This is a genomic window from Pseudazoarcus sp. NS34, assembly GCF_059703725.1.
Genome location: NZ_BAAKIZ010000002.1, coordinates 192,041 through 211,322 on the forward strand (window position 1 = coordinate 192,041; position 19,282 = coordinate 211,322).

Sequence of the window (19,282 nt, forward strand, 5' to 3'; positions counted from 1 at the left end):
ATTGTGTTTGCGGTCGCCACGGCTGTCCAGCGTTGTGCCGGCCTCGGGGCGATCAGCTAACATGCGCGTCCGCCAACCGTTGTTTCCTTTCCACACATGCCGGCAGTCTCAGATCCGTTCGCGCTGTTTGACGACAACCTTGCCGGGAACGGTGATCTGTTGCTCGACACGCTGCAGCGGGTTATCCATTGCGACTGTGCAGCGGACGTCGAGCAGGCCTTCGAGCAGATCGAACAGGCGCGCCGTGACGGGCACTGGGTTGCGTTGGCCGCGACCTATGAACTGGGCGCGGCGCTGGAGCAGCACCTTCCGCCAACGGCCGGGCCGCTGCTGACGGCGTGGGTATTCGAACGCGCCCGGCGGATGCAGCCGGCGGACACCGACGAATGCATTGCCGCCCGACTTGCGTGCCTGAGCGAGCATCGCTCGCTTGCCGCAGTCGGCAGCGCACGCATCGATATCGAGCAGGCCGACTACCTCGCGCAGGTCGAGCGCATCCGGGGGTGGATCGCGGCAGGCGACTGTTACCAGGTCAATTTCACTTTTCCGCTGCACGGCCAGGTCCTGGGCGACCCGCTGGCGCTCTACGCCGCCTTGCGCGAACGTCAGCCGGTGCGGTACGGCGCGTTCGTGCAGCACACCCACGGCGCCATCCTGTCGCGTTCGCCGGAACTGTTTGTAGAGCGCGAGGGCCAGCGCCTGAACTGCCGCCCGATGAAAGGCACGGCACCTCGCGAGGCCGACCCCGAGCTGGTTCTGGGCTCGGACAAGAACCGCGCCGAAAACGTCATGATCGTCGACCTCATCCGCAACGATCTGGGCCGCCTCGCTGCACCCGGCGGCGTTCGCGTGGACAGCCTGTTCGACATCGAGGCCTACCCCAGCCTGTGGCAGATGACCTCGTCGGTGTCGGCCGAGCCGGTGGACGCCGACCTGCAGACCATCTTCCGCGCGCTGTTCCCCTGCGGCTCGATCACCGGTGCGCCGAAGATCCGTGCGATGCAGATCATCGACGAACTCGAAGGCGTCCGGCGCGGCCTGTATTGCGGTGCGCTGGGCTGGATTGCGCCGGATGGCGATTTCCGTTTCAGCGTACCGATCCGCACGCTGGAGATCGAAACGGACGGCCAGTTCCGCTGCGGAATCGGCAGTGGCATCGTGGCCGATTCCGACCCCACGCAGGAATGGGAGGAATGCCTGCTCAAGGGCCGCTTCCTGACCGGCATGGAGCCGCCCTTCGGCCTGATCGAGACGCTGCGTTGTGAAGCCGGCACGCCCCTCCCCTACCCCCGGCTTGAACGCCATCTGGCGCGGCTGTCCGCCTCCGCGGCCGAGTTGGGGCTGCGCTGCGACACGCAGGCGGTACGTGCCGCGCTGCTGCAGCACGCCGGCACATTGTCCGGCCTGCATCGCGTGCGGCTGGAACTGCGCGGCGACGGCCGGTTCGAGATTTCCGGCGGCGCGCTCAGCGACCACAGCGGGCCGATGCAGGTTGCCCTCGCGGCGCAACGCGTGAGCTCGTGCGACCCGCTGTTGCGCCACAAGACCACCGCCCGCGCGCTGTACGACGAAGCCGCGCGCACGGCCGAGGCGGCCGGACTGTTCGACCTGATCTTCCTCAACGAACGCGACGAGGTGGCGGAAGGCGCGCGCAGCACGGTGTTTGTCGATGTTGGCAACGGCGTGCTGCTGACGCCCCCGCTCGCTTGTGGTGCGCTCGACGGCGTGCTGCGACGCGAACTGCTCGCCGCAGGGCGCGCCCGTGAAGCCGTCCTCACGCTTGAAACCCTCGAATCCGCCAGCGCGCTGTATGTCGGCAACGCCCTGCGCGGCTTGCTGCCGGCGGTGTTGCGCGCGCCCTGAGCGCCGCGTCTATACTCGCCGCAGCAGCTGCAAGTACCCGAGGAGACCCCCAATGAAGCTTGAAACCATTGCCGTGCACGGCGGCTACTCGCCCGATCCAACCACTCGCGCCGTTGCGGTGCCGATCTACCAGACGACGTCCTACGCCTTCGACGACACGCAACACGGCGCCGATCTGTTCGACCTCAAGGTGCAGGGCAACATCTACACCCGCATCATGAATCCGACCACCGATGTGCTCGAAAAGCGCGTGGCCGAGCTTGAAGGCGGCATAGCGGGCCTGGCGATGGCCTCCGGCATGGCGGCGATCACCGCAGCAATCCAGACCATTGCGGAAGCCGGCGACAACATCATCACCTCAAGCACCTTGTACGGTGGCACCTACAACCTGTTCGCCCACACGCTGCCGCAATACGGCATCGAGGCGCGCTTTGCCGATTATCGCGATCCGGCCAGCTTCGAACGCCTGATCGACGCCAACACCAAGGCGGTGTTCTGCGAGTCGGTCGGCAACCCGCTGGGCAACATTACCGACTTCGCGGCGCTTGCCGAAATCGCGCATCGCCACGGTGTGCCGGTGATTGTCGACAACACGGTGCCATCGCCCTACCTGTGCCGCCCCTTCGAACATGGTGCGGATATCGTTGTGCATGCGCTCACCAAATATCTGGGCGGCCACGGCAATTCCATCGGTGGCGTCATCGTTGATTCGGGCAAGTTTCCGTGGGCCGAGCACAAGCAGAAGTTCAAGCGCTTGAACGAGCCCGACGTGTCCTATCACGGCGTGGTCTACACCGAAGCGCTGGGGCCGGCGGCCTACATCGGCCGTGCGCGCGTGGTGCCGCTGCGCAACATGGGCGCGGCAATTTCACCGTTCAACTCTTTCCTGATTCTGCAGGGCATCGAGACGCTGGCGCTGCGCATGGACCGCATCTGCGACAACGCGCTGAAGATCGCGCAGTATCTGCAGTCGCATGCCAGGGTGAGCTGGGTGAACTACGCTGGACTGCTCGACCACGCAGACCATGCGCTGGTGCAGAAGTACATGGGTGGCCGCGCCTCGGGCATTCTCAACTTCGGCGTCAAGGGCGGCGCGGCAGCTGGTGCGCGCTTCCAGGATGCGCTGCAGCTCGTCACGCGCCTGGTGAACATTGGCGACTGCAAGACCCTGGCCTGCCATCCGGCTTCGACCACACACCGTCAGCTCGGCCCGGACGAACTGAAAAAAGCCGGTGTATCGGAAGACATGATCCGGCTGTCGATCGGCATCGAGCATGTCGATGACCTGATTACAGATCTGGATCAGGCATTGGCCCAGGCCTGACGAGAAAACGGCGCCCGCGGGCGCCGTTTTTTTCTATGCAAGCTTGTCGATGAAGCGTGCCAGCTCCACGTCCAGTGCGCTCAAGCCGCCCGCGTCGTGCGTGGACAGCGTGACCTCTACGCGGTTGTAGACGTTGAACCACTCCGGGTGGTGATTCATCTGCTCGGCTTTCAGCGCAACCCTCGCCATGAAGCCGAATGCAGCGTTGAAATCGTCGAAGCGCAGACTGCGCGTGATTGCGTCGCGGCCTTCGGCTTCGCGCCAGTCAGGCAGGCTGGAAAGCGCCTCGCGGCGGGCAGTGGCATCGAGCTTGATGGTCATGGGGCCTCCGTTTGCCGGGTAAGGGGTGAGCGCGTATCCTGCGCCGTTCCCCGAATTGTGGCCAACGCCTTGCCCGAGATCCAAACTTTCGATGTGATCGTGATCGGCGCTGGCGCGGCCGGCATGATGTGTGCCGCCCAGGCCGGCCTGCGTGGCCGCCGCGTGCTGCTGCTCGACCACGCCACCAAGCTTGCCGAGAAGATTCGTATCTCGGGCGGCGGACGCTGCAACTTCACCAATCGCCGCGTCGAGCCCGCCAACTTCCTGTCGCGCAACCCGCATTTCGCGCGCTCTGCGCTGGCGCGATTCAGCTCGACTGACTTCATCGAAATGGTCGAGCGCCACGCCATCGATTTCCACGAACGCGAGCACGGCCAGCTGTTCTGCGACGAATCGGCGCAGGACATCATCGCGATGCTGCGCACCGAGTGCGAATGGGGCAATGTCGAATGGGCCATGCCGTGCGCGGTGGAAGCGGTGCGCCGCATCGACGAGGCCGGCGCGCGCTTCGAACTGGTTAGCGCACGCGGCACGCTGCGCTGCGAGAGTCTGGTAATCGCGACCGGCGGGCTGTCGATCCCCAAGATCGGAGCGACGCCCTTCGGTTACCGCATCGCCGAGCAGTTCGGCATCGCTGTCGTGCCGCCCCGCCCTGCGCTGGTGCCGCTGACGCTGCCGCCGGAAACCCTGGAACTGTTCGCGCCGCTGTCGGGCGCATCGCTCGATGTCATGGCGCGCTGCGATGGCGGCCGCTTCCGCGAAGCCATGCTGATCACGCACCGGGGGCTGTCCGGCCCGGTCGTCCTGCAGGTTTCGAGCTACTGGCAGCAGCAGGCGTACGAGGATGATGCGTGGGAGCCCGTCGCGGTGGATCTGCTGCCGGGCATCGACGCCGCGGCCTGGCTTGGCGAGCACGCATCCAGCCGCAGCCTGCTTGCCAATCTGCTGGCCGAGCATCTGCCGCGCCGCTTCGCCCAAGCCTGGTGCGCGCTCAATGGCTACGAGCGCCCGCTCAATCAGTTTTCCAGCCGCGAACTGGGCGACATTGCCGAGGCGCTGACGAACTGGCACATCGTGCCCTCCGGCACGCAAGGCTATGCCAAGGCTGAGGTCACACTGGGCGGTGTTGATACTGCGGCGCTGTCGTCCAAGACCATGGAGGCGCGCGAGGTGCCGGGTTTGTACTTTGTGGGCGAGGTGATGGACGTCACCGGCCATCTGGGCGGCTTCAACTTCCAGTGGGCGTGGTCATCAGGCCACGCTGCGGCTCAGTTCGTCTGAGAGCGGTTTCGCCCCCAGAACAGCGGGACGATGACCAGCGCCTGTACCCCGATGAGCATCGCAAATGCGGCAGTCAGCGCGGTGGCGCCGGCATGTCCGGCCACGTCCAGCGCGTCGAGCACGATGCCCATGCCCCATTGCACGACGAAAGCGCCGGCGAAGGCCATCAGGTTGATGGCGGTGCTGACACGACCAAAGGCTTCACGCGGGAAGCACGATGCGGCGGCGACATAGGCCTGGGCATTGACCGCCGCGAGCAGCCCCAGCAGGAACCACAGCGGCGCAGACGGAAACGCCCCGCTGATGATCAAGACCTCGACCGCGAGCACACAGCAATAACCCGTCTGCAGCAGATTGACCGGGCGCACGCCACGGCGCGTGAGCCGCGTGCCGAAAAAACCGATCGACATCTGACCGCAGAACATGCCGAGGTTCAGCAGCACCAGATAGCCGGCGGCCTGGCTGCGTGAGAGCGCATCGACGGTCATCAGCCACGGTACGGCCCACAGGCTCTGCAAGGCCATGAAGCCGCCGGTGAAGAACATCGCGGCGCCCGCAAAACGCAGGAAATCGAGCGAACGGAAAATGTGGCCTAGCGAACCGACCGCCTCGCGCAGGCTCTGGCCGGCATTGTTGGTGGGCGTATCGGGAATGCACAGCCAGACGTGGGCCGCCGCCACCACCGCCACCACCGCCAGTATCCAGAACACGCCGCGCCAGCCGATCACAGGCAGCATGAGTTCGACCGGCGTTGCCGCCGTCAGCGCGCCGAGTGCGCCGGCTGCCATGATGAAGCCGGTCATCGAGCTTTGTCGCTCGGCCGGATACCACATGGAAAACGCCTTCAGGCCGGACATCAGGCAGGCCGACACGCCAAGGCCGATCAGGCCGCGCCCGAGGCTCAGCTCGAGCATGCTCTCACCCAAGGCGAAGACCACGGCACCTGCGCCGGCGAGCAGCAACAGAAACGCATTGATGCGCCGCGGACCATAACGGTCCAGCGCGATACCGAGCGGAATCTGGGCCAGCCCGAAGGCCAGGAAATAGGCGCTGGTGAGCAGTCCGAGATCGGACGCCGACAGCGCAAGCTCCTGCGTCAGGTCAGGCGAGATGACCGCGTTGACGGTGCGCAGCAGGTAGGACAGGAAGTAGCCCAGCGCAAACGGCAGGAACAGCGTGGCCCATGCGCGGGGACGATTCGCGGGATTCAAGCGGGGCTTCCGTTCAGGGGACGCGGCGCGCCTCGAACTCGACTACGTCACGCTCTTCGAAGCCGCCACTGGTGCGCAGGCTGAAGCGCATGGTGTCGCCGGAGACGATGCCGACATAGTCGTGACGCAGCTCGCGCTGTTCCGTGCTGCGATTGACGTGACTGCGGGTATGGAAGCTCAGGCGCTCGCCGTCCTGCACCGCAGCCTCGATGATGCGACGCGAACCCTGCCAGGTTGCAGTGCCCGTGATCTGCCCGCCGGCTACTCGGAATGCGAACTTTTCCGTATGCACGACCGAGCGACCGTAATCGACTTGCGCGACCCAGCTTCCGACCGCCTCGGGCGTCTCCGTCCACATCCGGCTCATCATCAGGATTGCGCCGAGTAGCACCAGCGTCCCGACCAGGCCAGCGGCCAGCAGCATCTGGCGGGTCGGCGGGACACGCAAGGGGCCGGCTTCCATTGGCGCGGGAGGCGCCAGCGCCTGGGCCAGATCGGCGATGTCGTCCGTCCAATGTGTGTGGCGCACGACGTGCCACTGTGCTGTTTCCAGCCACTGCAAGTCGGGCTGCAGCGTGACGGCGTCGGGCTCAGGCGCATCGTCCAGCAAAACGAGATGAACGCTGCAACCGTGGTGGCGGGCCGTGGAGAGCAGCGCCGCGCTTGGCTGCTCGATCGAGCGTTCTGCCCAGTCTGTTCCGCAGACCAGCAGCAGAATGTCATCGGAACGGAGCGTTTCGTCGTCGTTGTCGGCGGTGCCGGCCGGGCTGATTTCGGCGACACCAGTGCATTCCCGATCCAGACCGGATGACGAGGCAAGCGCGCCCAGAATACGATCTGCTGCATGCATTTCTGCTTCGCTCACCTGCGCGACGATGATCCTGCCTCGGGACATTGCTGTTCTCCTGTTGACTGCGCTCCGGATTGTAAGCCCTGGCGCCCGCGCTGTACGTCCATGCCTCTCGGCGGGATGTGTTCGTGCAAACATGTTAAAATGCCCGCCACGTTTACAGCAGCAAACGATTTCGCCTGGTGCGGAATGCAGTTTGCGGATCAATGCACGGAACCCGTACCGAAACCACCACCCGCCTCTTCATTCACCGCATTTCCAGATCGTCGATGCATCGGAAGTTTCCGATCCCGACGACGGTACCCCACGCACCCCACGGCTCCCCTTTCAGCTGCATCCACGGCTGGCCGCCTCCCTGATCCATCGATGGTTTCGCGCAGATTGCGCATCGGGTTTCAGTTCGCCCGAGAAAATGACACCTTCATTACAGGAACGACCATGACCGAATCCGCCCGACAAACTACCGACATCCGCTTCCGCAGTGCCACGGCACAGGACGGCGCCGCCATCTGGAAGCTGGTGCGCGACGCAGGCACGCTGGAGCTGAACTCTGCGTACTTCTATCTGGTGTTCGCCAGTGACTTTGGTGGCACCTGCCTGATCGCCGAACACAACGCCGAAGTCGTGGGCGCCGTGGTCGGCTATCGCCCGCCACGCGAGCCCGAAGCGGCTTTTGTGTGGCAGATCGGCGTCGCGCCTTCGATGCGCGGTCAGGGGCTGGGCAGAACCTTGCTCAAGCGCTGGCTGGAACTGCCGGCAGTGCGTGATGCGCACTGGATGACCGCCACCATCAGCGACGACAACGAAGCCTCGCGACGCCTTTTCCAGGCCACGGCGCGCGACCTTGAGGTTGGCTGCAACGTCGTACCGCATTTCACGGAAGACCTGTTTCCCATTGATCACCCGGCAGAACCGATCTATCGCATCGGCCCGCTGTCCGGATTCCGCGACGAGGTGCAAGCCGACGCGGCCTGATTTCCAGACCGACAAGAAAATCCAGAGGAGAAAACGCCATGAATATCTTTGAACAGTACGAATCCGAAGTCCGCAGCTACTGCCGCAATTTCCCGACCGTCTTCAAGAGCGCCAAGGGCGCCTGGATGACCGACGTGGACGGCAAGAGCTATCTCGACTTCTTTGCCGGCGCCGGCGTGCTGAACTACGGACACAACCCCGACCGCATCAAGACGGCCCTGATCGAATACCTGAGCGAAGACGGCATTACGCACTCGCTGGACATGTACACGGTGGCCAAGCAGCGCTTCATCGAGCGCTTCCAGGACATCATCCTCAAGCCGCGCGGCATGAACTACAAGATGCAGTTCCCCGGCCCCACCGGCACCAATGCAGTGGAATCCGCACTGAAGCTGGCGCGCAAGGTCACCGGGCGTGAGCGCATCGTCAACTTCACCAACGCCTTTCACGGCATGACGCTGGGTGCCCTGGCGGTGACCGGCAATGGCTTCAAGCGTGCCGGTGCTGGCGTGCCGCTGAACAACACGCTGTCCGTGCCGTTCGAGGGTTATCTGGGCGACGACATCGACACCCTGGACTACCTCGACCGCATGCTGGCCGACGACGGCAGCGGGCTGGATACGCCGGCGGCGGTGATTCTCGAAACCGTGCAGGCCGAAGGCGGCGTCAATGTGGCCAGCATGGAATGGCTCAAGCGCCTGCGCGAAGTCACCGAGCGCCATGGCGTGCTGATGATCATCGACGACATCCAGGTCGGCTGCGGTCGTGCCGGCGGCTTCTTCAGCTTTGAGGAAGCCGGCATCCAGCCGGACATCATTACGCTGTCCAAGTCGCTCTCGGGCTATGGCCTGCCGCTTGCACTCGTGCTGATGAAGCCGGAACACGATCTGTGGGCACCCGGTGAGCACAACGGCACCTTCCGCGGCCACTGCCCGGCCTTCGTGACCGCCTCTGCGGCCTTGGGCTTCTGGGAGGATGGCTGGCTGGTCAAATCGATCGCGACTAAGGAGCGGCTCATTTCGGAGCGTCTGCAGCGCATCGTCGACAACACAGGCGTCACCGCCACCGTGCGCGGTCGCGGCATGATCTGGGGCGTGGCATTCGAGGACGTCGAGATTGCCGGCAAGGTGTCGGCCGAGTGTTTCGACAACGGCATGATCATCGAGACCGCCGGGATCAGCGACGAAGTGCTCAAGCTGCTGCCCAGCCTCACGATCAGCGAAGAAGAGCTGGTGCGCGGCCTGGACACCATCGAGCGCAGCCTGGTTGCCGTGCTCAAGTCGAATCGCGACACACCGGCCAAAGACGCGGCCTGAATCCTGAGCCGCCTTCGGGCGGCTTACCCACGCACCCATCTGGAGATTTCATGATCGTCAAACATCTGGACAACATCATCGGAACCGATGCCGATGTCGATTCCGAGGGCTGGAACAGCCGCCGCTTCATCCTCAAGAGTGACGGCATGGGCTATTCGGTGAACGACACCATCATCAAGTCCGGCGCCGAACTGGACATGGAGTACCGCAACCACCTCGAGACCGTGTATTGCATCGAGGGCGAAGGCGAGATCGAAGATCTCGGCACCGGAGAAGTCCATGCCATTCGCGCTGGCACGCTGTACGCCCTGAACAAGCATGACCATCACATCCTGCGCGCCAATCGTGGCACCCACATGCGCATGGTGTGCGTGTTCAATCCGCCGCTCACCGGCCGCGAGCAGCACGACGCTACCGGCGCCTACCCGATTCTCGATTGAAGTATTGGCGGGCGGAACGAAAAACGGCACCCCGAGGGGTGCCGTTTTTCTTTGTTGCTGGGGCGACATACGGGAATCGAACCCGTGACAACTGGAGCCACAATCCAGTGCTCTACCAACTGAGCTAATGCCGCCACTTTCATGCGCATCGATCATTGACCGCTACGCCGGAAACCTGTTTTCTGGCCTGCCCGGCAGGAATCGAACCTGCAACCCCCGGCTTAGAAGGCCGGTGCTCTATCCAGTTGAGCTACGGGCAGATCCGGCCGGGCTTTCCGGGGTGAGCTGGTCGGGGTGGAGGGATTCGAACCCCCGACATCTTGCTCCCAAAGCAAGCGCGCTACCGGACTGCGCTACACCCCGAGAGCCGCGCATTCTACACACCGGCACGGGGGGCGTCAAACCACAATCGAACATTGGCCAAGCCGCGTCCAGAGCGGAATTCAGCGCGATTTGCGCTTGTCTGGCGCTGGCGATTCTGCTATTAGTGCGCTTCCTTCGATTACCGGATCCAGCGCATGTCGGAAGAATCGTTGAACAAAGGCTTCACGCCGTACCTTCCTGCGGACGGCGAGGACTACATGAACGAAGCCCAGCTCGCCCATTTCAGGGTGATGCTCGAAAGTGCCAGGAAGACGATGATGGAAGACATCGACCGCACTGTGCACACCATGCAGGATGAAGCTACCTCGTATGCCGACCCGAATGATCGTGCCAGCCAGGAATCGGACATTGCGCTCGAGTTACGCAACCGCGACCGCGAACGCCGACTGATCAAGAAGGTCAATGAAGCCCTCTCACGCATCCGTGACGGGGACTACGGCTACTGCGACAGCTGCGGGGTGGAGATCGGGCTCAAACGCCTGGAGGCGCGCCCTACCGCCACGCTGTGCATTGACTGCAAGACCCTGGAGGAGATCCGCGAACGTCAGGTCGCCAAATGACCTGATTGCGGCTGCAGCACAAATAAAAAGGGACGCCTTTCGGCGTCCCTTTCTTCATTGCGGCGAAGAGATCACTCTTCGCTGGTCGCTGCCTGCTCTTCCAGCAGCGCCTTCATGCTCAGACGGATCTTGCCGCGCTCGTCGGTCTCGAGCACCTTGACGCGAACAGCCTGGCCTTCGGACAGGAAGTCGGTCACGGCATTGACGCGCTCGTTGGCGATCTGCGAGATGTGCAGCAGACCGTCCTTGCCCGGCAGGATGTTCACGATGGCGCCGAAGTCGAGCAGACGCACGACGGTGCCTTCGTAGATGCGGCCCACTTCAGCTTCAGCCGTGATCGCCTCGATCTTGCTCTTGGCCAGATCGGCGCCCTCGGAGCTGACGCACGAGATGGTGATCGTGCCGTCGTCATTGATCTCGATGATGGCGCCGGTTTCGTCCTGCAGACCGCGGATGACTGCACCGCCCTTGCCGATGACGTCGCGGATTTTCTCGGGGTTGATCTTCATCGAGATCATGCGCGGTGCGTAGGCCGAAACTTCACCACGGTTGGAGGACAGCGCCTCTTTCATGATGCCGAGGATGTGCAGACGGCCTTCCTTGGCCTGGCTCAGCGCGACCTGCATGATTTCCTTGGTGATGCCCTGGATCTTGATGTCCATCTGCAGCGCGGTCACGCCCTGGTCGGTACCGGCCACCTTGAAGTCCATGTCGCCGAGGTGATCTTCGTCACCCAGGATGTCGGTCAGCACGGCGAAACGGTTGCCTTCCTTGATGAGGCCCATGGCGATACCAGCCACGTGGTTGGTCATCGGCACGCCGGCATCCATCAGTGCGAGCGAACCGCCACACACGGAGGCCATCGAGCTGGAACCGTTGGATTCGGTGATTTCCGACACCAGACGCACCGTGTAGCCGAAATCTTCGGCTTTCGGCAGCGCTGCGATCAGTGCGCGCTTGGCCAGACGCCCGTGGCCGATCTCGCGACGCTTGGTGCCACCGAAACGGCCGGTCTCGCCGGTGCAGAACGGCGGGAAGTTGTAGTGCAGCATGAAGTTTTCGCGGTATTCACCGGCGATCGCGTCAATGATCTGCTCGTCACGACCGGTACCCAGCGTGGCCACCACGATGGCTTGCGTCTCGCCACGCGTGAACAGCGCCGAACCGTGGGTGCGCGGCAGCACGCCAACGCGGATCTCGATCGGACGAACGGTGCGCGTGTCACGACCGTCGATGCGCGGCTCGCCACCGAGGATGCGGTTACGCACGATCTCGGCTTCGAGATTGTGGAAAATGTCTTTCACTTCGTTCGAGGACGGGGCGCTCTCGCCATCTTCGGCAATGGCGGCCATGACCTTGGCGCGAGCTTCATTCACGCTGACCGTGCGCTGCTGCTTGTTGGTCAGGTTGTAGGCCTGGTTCAGGTCGGTCTCGGCCAGTTGGCGAATGCGGGCGATGAGCGGCTCATTGGCGGCCGGCGGCTGCCAGTCCCATTCCGGCTTGCCTGCGACTTCAACGAGTTCGTTGATGGCGGTGATGGCGGCCTGCAGTTGCTCGTGGCCGAATACGACCGAACCGAGCATGACGTCTTCCGGCAGCTCTTTGGCTTCGGACTCGACCATCAGCACGGCGGTTTCCGTGCCGGCCACGACGAGGTCAAGCTGGCTTTCCTTGAGCTGGCTCTGGGTCGGGTTGAGGATGTACTGACCATCCACATAACCGACGCGGGCAGCGCCGATCGGGCCGTCGAAGGGCACGCCGGAGATCGCCAGGGCAGCCGAGGCGCCGAGCATGGCCGGGATGTCGGCATCCACTTCCGGGTTCAGCGACATGACCATCGCGATGACCTGGACTTCGTTGTAGAAGCCTTCCGGAAACAGCGGACGGATCGGGCGGTCGATCAGGCGGCAGGTCAGCGTTTCCTTCTCGGTCGGGCGACCTTCGCGCTTGAAGAAGCCGCCGGGAACACGGCCCGCGGCGTAGAACTTCTCGACGTAATCAACGGTGAGCGGGAAAAAGTCCTGACCGGCCTTGGCTTCACGCTGGGCAACAACGGTCACGAGGACGACGGTGTCGTCCATGTTGACGATGACGGCACCACCGGCCTGGCGGGCAACTTCACCCGTTTCCAGGGTGACGGTATGCGCGCCGTAGGTAAATGTTTTCTTGATGGATTGGGGCACTGTGAAATTCCTTTCAATAGTGTTCCGCGGCAAACGACAACCGCAAAACGGGATGACTGGACCGCAAGAACGAAAAAGCCGGAACGGTGTATGAAACCGTACCGGCTTTTCGCACGGGTACAACGATGGGCGTAGTCCGGCTCGGCAGGCGAGCAGATTACTTGCGCAGGCCCAGACGCTCGATCAGGCTGCGATAGCTGTCGGCATTGTTGCCTTTCAGGTAGTCGAGCAGCTTGCGACGCTGGCTGACCATCTTCAGCAGACCACGACGCGAGTGGTGATCCTTCGCGTTGGCCTTGAAGTGGCCGGTCAGGCCGTTGATGCGGGCGGTCAGCAGAGCGACCTGCACTTCCGGCGAACCGGTGTCGCCCGGCGCGCGCTGGTATTCGGAAACGATCTGGGACTTGTTTGCGGTTTCGAGAGCCATGTGTTGTTTACTCTTGTCGATCTTCTAAATTCAAGTGCGCGATTATAGCCCGCGCCGCGGGTAAAACTCAATCATTCTGCGTGAAATCAGCGACGCTCGCCGTCACTCGCCCTGCCCGGTCGCGATCAGGCGTCTGGACACGATGCGTCCGTCTGCGCGTCGCTCGCCAAGGCCAATGAAACGCTCTGCGCTGTACAGACGCACCAGACCCGGCTCACCTTCGCCGGCGACTTCGCGCCCGAGCATCAATGCCACTCCGCTGGCTTCGTCCAGCTCCAGTCGCGGATAGACCGCGATCAAGGCGTCGACGGGCTCCAGCATCTGATCGGGCTCGCTCGCAGCCTCAAGTGAAGCGGGCGTGACGGCCTGCTCAATGTCGAATGTGCCGATGGCCGTACGTCGAAGTGCCGTCAGGTGGGCGCCACAACCTAGCGCGCGTCCGAGATCGATGGCCAGGGTGCGAATGTAGGTGCCCTTGCTGCAATGCACGCGCAGCTTTGCCTCTTCGGCGTCGAGCGCCAGCAGTTCCAGTGCATGAATGGTCACGCGACGCGCTGCCCGTTCGATCTCGATGCCGGCGCGGGCGTATTCATACAGCGGCTTGCCGTCACGCTTGAGCGCCGAATACATGGGCGGAATCTGCTCGATTTCGCCCCGCAGAGCGTCCAGCGCAAGCTCAAGCGCTTCAGGCGAAAACGACACCGGTGCCGTGGCAATGACCTGCCCCTCCGCATCACCGGTATCGGTTTCGCTGCCGAAACGCACGGTCGCCTCGTACACCTTGTCGGCGTCGAGAAGCATCTGCGAAAACTTGGTGGCTTCGCCGAAGGTCAGCGGCAAAAGCCCGGTGGCCAGCGGATCAAGCGTGCCCGTATGACCCGCCTTGGCCGCATTGAGCAGGCGCTTTGCCCGCTGCAAGGCGGCGTTCGAGCTCATGCCGATCGGCTTGTCGAGCAACAACACGCCGTCAATTCGACGGCGTGGAATCCTGCGTTGTGGAGCAGACACGATCAGTCGGCCGGATCCTTGCCGGAACGCTCTTCATCTTCGCGCACGACTTCGTCGATGAGGCGGGACATGCGGCTGCCCTCCTCGACCGATCTGTCGTAAACGAAGTGCAGCTCCGGCGTGGTGTGGATGCGCACGCGACGGCCCAGCTCACGGCGCAGGAAACCACTCGCACGGCGCAAGCCGACGAGGATTCCGGGCACGCTGTCCTCGCCCGTCATCGACGTGAAGAACACCTTGGCGTGCGCGTAATCGGGCGTGATCTCGACACCGGTCAAGGTGATGAACCCCACGCGGGGGTCCTTCACCTCGGTCCGGATCAGCTCGGCCAGCTCGCGCTGGATCTGCTCGACGACACGCTGACTGCGGGAAAAGTCCTTCGGCATCGATTACAGCGTACGGGCGATTTCCTGGATCTCGTAGATCTCCAGCTGGTCGCCTTCCGCGATGTCGTTGTAGTTGCGAACCGACAGGCCGCACTCGAAACCCGAGCGCACTTCCTTGGCGTCTTCCTTGAAGCGCTTGAGCGATTCGAGCGCGCCGCTGTGGATGACAGTGTTGTCGCGCAACACCCGCACCAGCGAACCACGCTTGACCATGCCCTCGGTGACGTAACAACCGGCCACCGCGCCGATCTTCGGCACGCGGAAAACCTGACGCACTTCGACCATACCGATGATGTTCTCGCGCTTTTCCGGCGAGAGCATGCCCGACAGCGCTGCTTTCACGTCATCGACGGCGTCGTAGATGATGTTGTAGTAGCGGATGTCGACACCGAAAGTCTCGGCCAGACGACGCGCACCGGAATCGGCCCGGGTGTTGAAGCCGATGATGACGGCGCCCGAGGCCTGAGCCAGGTTGACGTCCGACTCGGTGATACCGCCGACCGCGCCGTGGATGACGTTGACACGTACTTCGTCGGTCGAGAGCTTGTTGAGCGACTGCACCAGCGCTTCCTGCGAACCCTGCACGTCGGCCTTGACGATCAGCGGCAGTGCCTTGACCTCGGACTCGCCCATCTGGTCAAAGATGTTCTCGAGCTTGGCGGCCTGCTGCTTGGCCAGCTTGACGTCACGGAACTTGCCTTGACGGAACAGCGCGATTTCACGCGCCTTCTTCTCGTCGGCCAGCGCAATGGCTTCGTCACCGGCAGCCGGCACATCCGACAGACCCAGAATTTCGACCGGAATCGACGGACCCGCCGAATCGATCGGCTTGCCGTTCTCATCGAGCATGGCACGTACGCGGCCGAAGGTCGCGCCGACCAGCAACACGTCGCCTTTACGCAGCGTGCCGGACTGCACCAGCAGCGAAGCGACCGGGCCACGGCCCTTGTCGAGGCGCGCTTCGATGATCAGGCCCTTGGCCGGGGTTTCGATTGCCGCGGTCAGTTCCAGCACTTCGGCTTGCAGCAGAATGCCTTCGAGCAGCTCGTCGATGCCCTGGCCGGTCTTGGCCGAGACGCTGACGAACATCGCGTCGCCGCCGTACTCTTCCGGCACAACGCCTTCCGAGACCAGTTCCTGCTTGACGCGCTCGGGGTTTGCATCCGGCTTGTCGACCTTGTTCACCGCCACCACCAGCGGCACACCTGCTGCCTTGGCGTGGTGGATGGCTTCGCGCGTCTGCGGCATCACGCCGTCGTCGGCTGCAACCACCAGAATGACGATGTCGGTCGCCTTGGCACCGCGAGCACGCATGGCCGTAAAGGCCTCGTGACCCGGGGTATCGAGGAAGGTGACCATGCCACGCGGCGTTTCGACGTGATAGGCGCCGATGTGCTGCGTGATGCCGCCGGCCTCACCCGCCGCAACCTTGGCGGTACGGATGTAGTCGAGCAGCGAGGTCTTGCCGTGGTCGACGTGACCCATGACGGTGACCACCGGCGCACGCGCAATCAGCGCGGCATCGGCATGCAGGTCTTCCGAGCCTTCGAGGAAAGCGTCCGGATCGTCGAGCTTTGCGGCAAAGGCCTTGTGGCCCATCTCTTCGACCAGGATCATCGCGGTTTCCTGATCCAGCACTTGGTTGATGGTGACCATGGATCCCATCTTCATCAGCGCCTTGATCAGCTCGGTCGCCTTGAGCGCCATCTTGTGGGCCAGATCGGCCACGGTGATGGTTTCCGGCACGTGCACTTCACGCACCATCGGCTCGGTCGGTGCCTGGAAGTTGGTCTGGTCGTTGCGGTTGCTGCTGCCACGACCACCTCGGCCGCCACCACGGGCGCCCTTCCAGTTACCACCACCGGCGAGATCGCCACGGGTTTTCAGACCACGACGTGACTTCGGCGCATCTTCGGCCGGCGCTGCACGACCACGACGATCCTTGCTGGCATCGCCGCGCTCTTCGGTCTTGGCCGGGCGATGCAAGGTGCCGCTGGGGCCCTTGGCCGCACGACGTTCTTCTTCCGTCGGGGCTGGCGTCTGCTCGGCCAGCACGGCCGCAGCAGCAGCTGCAGCGCGGGCGGCAGCAGCAGCGCTGTCACGCTCCTGACGAGCCTTGATGTCGGCTTCCTGGCGCGAACGCAGGGCGCGCATGCGCTGCTCTTCGGCTTCACGCGAGGCGATTTCTTCAGCGGACAGAATGGCCTTGGTGGAAATACGCGTCTTCTTGCGTACTGCCGGAGCCGCAGCGGCCTCTTCCGGCGCTTCGGCAACCACCTCAGGCTCTTCAGCCGCGGGGGCTTCAGCTTCGACCGGTGCGGGGGCGGGAGCAGGCGCAGGCTCTTCCGGAGCTGCTTCCTGAACCGGCTCAACTTCCGGCTCCACCGCGACAGGTTCCGGAATTTCGACCGGCGCCGGAATCGGCTCGGGCGCTTCCGCAACCATGGGCAGGTCTTCGACTTCCAGCTCGGGTTCGGGCACGGCCGGAGCATCGCCGGCCAGCTCGTCACGCTTGACGAACACGCGCTTCTTGCGGACTTCGACCTGAACCGTGCGCGCACGACCGGACGAATCCGTGGCGCGAATCTCGGAGGTCTGCTTGCGCGTCAGCGTGATCTTGCCCTTGGGTTGGGTTTCACCGTGCGAACGACGCAGATAATCCAGCAGACGTGCCTTGTCATGCTCGGTCAGCAGATCCTCAACCCCGCCCTTGGCGACGCCAGCCTTCTGCAATTGCTCGAGCAGCACGTTGGCCGGCATCTTCAGCTCGCCGGCAAACTGGGTAACGCTCATTTCATCCATTGAATCCCTCCCCTCATTCTTCGAACCAGTGCGCGCGCGCAACCGAGATCAGTGCGGCGGCGCGGTCGGCCGGAATGCCGGCCAATTCCACCAGTTCGTCGACGGCCAGATCAGCCAGATCGTCGCGCGTTCGCACGTCGTTCTGAGCCAGTTTTGCGGCCAGTGATTTATCCATGCCTTCGAGTGAAAGCATGTCTTCGGCAACGTGCTCGAGCTGCTCTTCGGTGACGATGGCTTCGGTCAGCAACACGTTGCGTGCGCGATCGCGCAGTTCATTCACGGTTGCTTCGTCGAAGGCTTCGATCTCGAGCATTTCGGCCAGCGGCACATAGGCGATTTCCTCGAGCGACGCAAAACCCTCGTCGATCAGGATGTCGGCCAGTTCTTCGTCCACATCGAGCTTGCTGATGAACAGGTCGCGCAGTTCGCCACGCTCGGCATCGGCTTTCTGCGCCGATTCCTCTTCGCTCATCAGGTTGATCGTCCAGCCAGTCAGCTCAGAAGCAAGCTTGACGTTCTGGCCGCTGCGACCAATGGCGATGGCGAGGTTGTTCTCGTCCACCACCACGTCCATGCTGTGGTTCTCTTCGTCGACCACGATGGACACCACTTCGGCAGGCTGCAGCGCAGCAATGACGAATTGGGCCGGGTCGGCAGACCACACGATGATGTCGATCTGCTCGCCGGCAATCTCGTTACGCACGGCAGTCACACGCGAGCCACGCAGGCCCACGCAGGTGCCGATCGGATCAATGCGCGGATCGTGCGAATGCACGGCGATCTTGGCGCGCAGGCCGGGGTCACGGGCGCAGCCCTTGATCTCCAGCAGCTCTTCCTCGATTTCCGGCACTTCCAGTTCAAACAGCTTGGCCAGGAAATCCGGCGCGGTGCGCGACAGGATCAGTTGCGGGCCACGCGCATTGCGGTCGATGCGCAGCAGGAAAGCCTTGACGCGGTCGCCCACGCGCAGGTTTTCACGCGGCACCATCTGATCGCGCGGAATCACGGCTTCCAGACGGCCGATCTCGATGATCGCGTTGCCACGTTCCATGCGCTTGATCGTGCCGGAGACCATGTGCTCCTTGCGCTCGAGGAAGTCGTTGAGCACTTGCTCACGCTCGGCATCGCGGATCTTCTGCAGGATGACCTGTTTGGCAGCCTGGGCACCGACGCGACCGAATTCGATCGGCTCAAGCGCCTCTTCGATGTAGTCGCCCAGCTCGATCTCGGCATCTTCGTCGCGTGCGTCGATGATGCCCATCTCGGCTTCGTCATTGGTGACTTCCTCGTCGGGCATGACCACCCAACGACGGAAGGACTCGTAGTCGCCCGTTTCGCGGTCGATCGTGACACGCACGTCGGCATCGTCGTGAATACGCTTCTTCGTCGCGGATGCGAGCGCCGATTCGAGCGCGGCGAACACGATGTCCTTATCGACGTTCTTTTCACGTGCCAGCGCATCTACAAGCAGCAGTATTTCGCGGCTCATCTAACAAACCTCCACATCCGAAAACTCAGAACCTGGGAACCAGGCGTGCTTTTTCAATTTCTTCAAGCGGAATGGCGATTTCGCCCTTCCCCGTCGTCAGGCGTACCTGGCCATCCTGCAAGCCAGCCAGCACACCGATGTAATTGCGTTGATTGTTCATGGGCATGCGCAGCCGCAACTGCACTTCCTGCCCGGCAAAGCGTTCGAAATCAGCAGCTTTCTTGAGCGGGCGATCCAGCCCCGGCGAGGAAACCTCGAGCCGGTCGTAATCGATATTCTCGACTTCGAAGACCCGCGTGATCTGGTTGCTTACCGTCGCGCAATCGTCCACCGTGATGCCACGCTCGATGTCGATGAAGATGCGCAGCAGCCGGCCCTTCGGCGTGCTTTCGAAGTCCACCAGCTCATAGCCGAGCCCGCTCACGATCTGCTCGACGACACCTTCGATGTTCATTTCCGCGC

At 63.2% G+C, this 19,282-nt stretch carries 17 protein-coding genes and 3 tRNA genes; 7 read left to right on the forward strand and 13 right to left on the reverse strand.

Going from position 1 to position 19,282, the window contains the following annotated elements; genetic code table 11:
• The first annotated feature begins 96 nt into the window (after positions 1-96).
• A complete protein-coding gene (pabB, locus tag AC6H0N_RS07220; RefSeq protein ID WP_497573423.1) occupies positions 97-1,863 on the forward strand; it encodes an aminodeoxychorismate synthase component I in 1,767 nt (588 codons plus the stop codon).
• Between the two features lie 52 nt (positions 1,864-1,915).
• Complete coding sequence (locus tag AC6H0N_RS07225; protein ID WP_497573424.1) at positions 1,916-3,187, forward strand: bifunctional O-acetylhomoserine aminocarboxypropyltransferase/cysteine synthase; 1,272 nt, start codon at positions 1,916-1,918, stop codon at positions 3,185-3,187.
• A 33-nt stretch (positions 3,188-3,220) separates the two neighbouring features.
• Here the strand turns inward: AC6H0N_RS07225 and AC6H0N_RS07230 are convergent, their stop codons facing one another.
• Complete coding sequence (locus AC6H0N_RS07230; RefSeq protein WP_497573425.1) at positions 3,221-3,508, reverse strand: 4a-hydroxytetrahydrobiopterin dehydratase; 288 nt, start codon at positions 3,506-3,508, stop codon at positions 3,221-3,223.
• A gap of 123 nt (positions 3,509-3,631) precedes the next feature.
• Here AC6H0N_RS07230 and AC6H0N_RS07235 point away from each other — a divergent pair, with 123 nt between their 5' ends.
• Positions 3,632-4,789, forward strand: a complete 1,158-nt coding sequence (locus tag AC6H0N_RS07235; RefSeq protein WP_497573976.1) for a BaiN/RdsA family NAD(P)/FAD-dependent oxidoreductase — start codon at positions 3,632-3,634, stop codon at positions 4,787-4,789.
• Here the strand turns inward: AC6H0N_RS07235 and AC6H0N_RS07240 are convergent.
• Both AC6H0N_RS07240 and AC6H0N_RS07245 read right to left on the reverse strand, forming a co-directional pair.
• Positions 4,777-6,000 carry an MFS transporter gene (locus AC6H0N_RS07240; protein ID WP_497573426.1) on the reverse strand — a complete coding sequence of 408 codons (1,224 nt, stop codon included), beginning with the start codon at positions 5,998-6,000 and terminating at the stop codon, positions 4,777-4,779. The genes AC6H0N_RS07235 and AC6H0N_RS07240 overlap by 13 nt on opposite strands.
• A 13-nt stretch (positions 6,001-6,013) precedes the next feature.
• Positions 6,014-6,895, reverse strand: a complete 882-nt coding sequence (locus AC6H0N_RS07245; RefSeq protein WP_497573427.1) for a hypothetical protein — start codon at positions 6,893-6,895, stop codon at positions 6,014-6,016.
• A 393-nt stretch (positions 6,896-7,288) separates the two neighbouring features.
• Between AC6H0N_RS07245 and ectA the strand changes: the two genes are divergently transcribed.
• From ectA to AC6H0N_RS07260, 3 genes are read left to right on the forward strand one after another with little or no spacing between them, the layout of a single operon-like run.
• Complete coding sequence (gene ectA / locus AC6H0N_RS07250; protein WP_497573428.1) at positions 7,289-7,825, forward strand: diaminobutyrate acetyltransferase; 537 nt, start codon at positions 7,289-7,291, stop codon at positions 7,823-7,825.
• Positions 7,826-7,863: 38 nt separating this feature from the next.
• A complete protein-coding gene (gene ectB / locus AC6H0N_RS07255; protein ID WP_497573429.1) occupies positions 7,864-9,141 on the forward strand; it encodes a diaminobutyrate--2-oxoglutarate transaminase in 1,278 nt (425 codons plus the stop codon).
• Between the two features lie 50 nt (positions 9,142-9,191).
• On the forward strand, positions 9,192-9,581 hold the full coding sequence (locus tag AC6H0N_RS07260) for an ectoine synthase (protein WP_497573430.1): 390 nt from the start codon (positions 9,192-9,194) through the stop codon (positions 9,579-9,581).
• A gap of 58 nt (positions 9,582-9,639) precedes the next feature.
• Here AC6H0N_RS07260 and AC6H0N_RS07265 read toward each other — a convergent pair.
• The 3 genes from AC6H0N_RS07265 to AC6H0N_RS07275 form a co-directional block, all read right to left on the reverse strand.
• Positions 9,640-9,715 (reverse strand) — tRNA-His (locus AC6H0N_RS07265).
• 49 nt (positions 9,716-9,764) lie between these two features.
• Positions 9,765-9,841: transfer RNA gene (locus tag AC6H0N_RS07270), tRNA-Arg, on the reverse strand.
• A gap of 26 nt (positions 9,842-9,867) precedes the next feature.
• A tRNA-Pro gene (locus AC6H0N_RS07275) sits at positions 9,868-9,944 on the reverse strand.
• Between the two features lie 155 nt (positions 9,945-10,099).
• On the opposite strand from AC6H0N_RS07275, the gene dksA reads away from it, so the two are divergent.
• On the forward strand, positions 10,100-10,525 hold the full coding sequence (dksA, locus tag AC6H0N_RS07280) for an RNA polymerase-binding protein DksA (RefSeq protein WP_497573431.1): 426 nt from the start codon (positions 10,100-10,102) through the stop codon (positions 10,523-10,525).
• A gap of 71 nt (positions 10,526-10,596) precedes the next feature.
• On the opposite strand, the gene pnp is transcribed toward dksA, so the two are convergent.
• From pnp to rimP, 7 genes are all read right to left on the reverse strand, one after another.
• Positions 10,597-12,708 (reverse strand): polyribonucleotide nucleotidyltransferase, encoded by a 2,112-nt coding sequence (gene pnp / locus AC6H0N_RS07285; protein ID WP_497573432.1) that lies wholly within the window; start codon positions 12,706-12,708, stop codon positions 10,597-10,599.
• Positions 12,709-12,865: 157 nt separating this feature from the next.
• Positions 12,866-13,135, reverse strand: a complete 270-nt coding sequence (gene rpsO / locus AC6H0N_RS07290; RefSeq protein ID WP_497573433.1) for a 30S ribosomal protein S15 — start codon at positions 13,133-13,135, stop codon at positions 12,866-12,868.
• A gap of 102 nt (positions 13,136-13,237) precedes the next feature.
• Entirely contained in the window at positions 13,238-14,146 is a 909-nt protein-coding gene (gene truB / locus AC6H0N_RS07295; protein WP_497573977.1) for a tRNA pseudouridine(55) synthase TruB, read from the reverse strand.
• Positions 14,146-14,529 (reverse strand): 30S ribosome-binding factor RbfA, encoded by a 384-nt coding sequence (rbfA, locus tag AC6H0N_RS07300; protein ID WP_497573434.1) that lies wholly within the window; start codon positions 14,527-14,529, stop codon positions 14,146-14,148. Before rbfA ends, truB begins: the two co-directional genes overlap by 1 nt.
• A 3-nt stretch (positions 14,530-14,532) precedes the next feature.
• Entirely contained in the window at positions 14,533-17,331 is a 2,799-nt protein-coding gene (gene infB / locus AC6H0N_RS07305) for a translation initiation factor IF-2 (RefSeq protein WP_497573435.1), read from the reverse strand.
• 13 nt (positions 17,332-17,344) lie between these two features.
• The gene (gene nusA, locus AC6H0N_RS07310) at positions 17,345-18,820 is read right to left on the reverse strand and encodes a transcription termination factor NusA (RefSeq protein ID WP_497573436.1); all 1,476 of its coding nucleotides are present in this window, start codon (positions 18,818-18,820) and stop codon (positions 17,345-17,347) included.
• A gap of 25 nt (positions 18,821-18,845) precedes the next feature.
• Positions 18,846-19,274, reverse strand: a complete 429-nt coding sequence (rimP, locus tag AC6H0N_RS07315) for a ribosome maturation factor RimP (RefSeq protein WP_497573437.1) — start codon at positions 19,272-19,274, stop codon at positions 18,846-18,848.
• Positions 19,275-19,282 lie beyond the last annotated feature (8 nt).

What these genes read in the sequence shown, in the direction of transcription:
- pabB (WP_497573423.1), top strand. Translation starts at nt 97, where the DNA reads ATGCCGGCAGTCTCAGATCCGTTCGCGCTGTTTGACGACAACCTTGCC.
- AC6H0N_RS07225 (WP_497573424.1), top strand. Translation starts at nt 1,916, where the DNA reads ATGAAGCTTGAAACCATTGCCGTGCACGGCGGCTACTCGCCCGATCCA.
- AC6H0N_RS07230 (WP_497573425.1), bottom strand. Translation starts at nt 3,508, where the DNA reads ATGACCATCAAGCTCGATGCCACTGCCCGCCGCGAGGCGCTTTCCAGC.
- AC6H0N_RS07235 (WP_497573976.1), top strand. Translation starts at nt 3,632, where the DNA reads ATGATGTGTGCCGCCCAGGCCGGCCTGCGTGGCCGCCGCGTGCTGCTG.
- AC6H0N_RS07245 (WP_497573427.1), bottom strand. Translation starts at nt 6,895, where the DNA reads ATGTCCCGAGGCAGGATCATCGTCGCGCAGGTGAGCGAAGCAGAAATG.
- ectA (WP_497573428.1), top strand. Translation starts at nt 7,289, where the DNA reads ATGACCGAATCCGCCCGACAAACTACCGACATCCGCTTCCGCAGTGCC.
- ectB (WP_497573429.1), top strand. Translation starts at nt 7,864, where the DNA reads ATGAATATCTTTGAACAGTACGAATCCGAAGTCCGCAGCTACTGCCGC.
- AC6H0N_RS07260 (WP_497573430.1), top strand. Translation starts at nt 9,192, where the DNA reads ATGATCGTCAAACATCTGGACAACATCATCGGAACCGATGCCGATGTC.
- dksA (WP_497573431.1), top strand. Translation starts at nt 10,100, where the DNA reads ATGTCGGAAGAATCGTTGAACAAAGGCTTCACGCCGTACCTTCCTGCG.
- rpsO (WP_497573433.1), bottom strand. Translation starts at nt 13,135, where the DNA reads ATGGCTCTCGAAACCGCAAACAAGTCCCAGATCGTTTCCGAATACCAG.
- rbfA (WP_497573434.1), bottom strand. Translation starts at nt 14,529, where the DNA reads ATGCCGAAGGACTTTTCCCGCAGTCAGCGTGTCGTCGAGCAGATCCAG.
- infB (WP_497573435.1), bottom strand. Translation starts at nt 17,331, where the DNA reads ATGGATGAAATGAGCGTTACCCAGTTTGCCGGCGAGCTGAAGATGCCG.
- nusA (WP_497573436.1), bottom strand. Translation starts at nt 18,820, where the DNA reads ATGAGCCGCGAAATACTGCTGCTTGTAGATGCGCTGGCACGTGAAAAG.
- rimP (WP_497573437.1), bottom strand. Translation starts at nt 19,274, where the DNA reads ATGAACATCGAAGGTGTCGTCGAGCAGATCGTGAGCGGGCTCGGCTAT.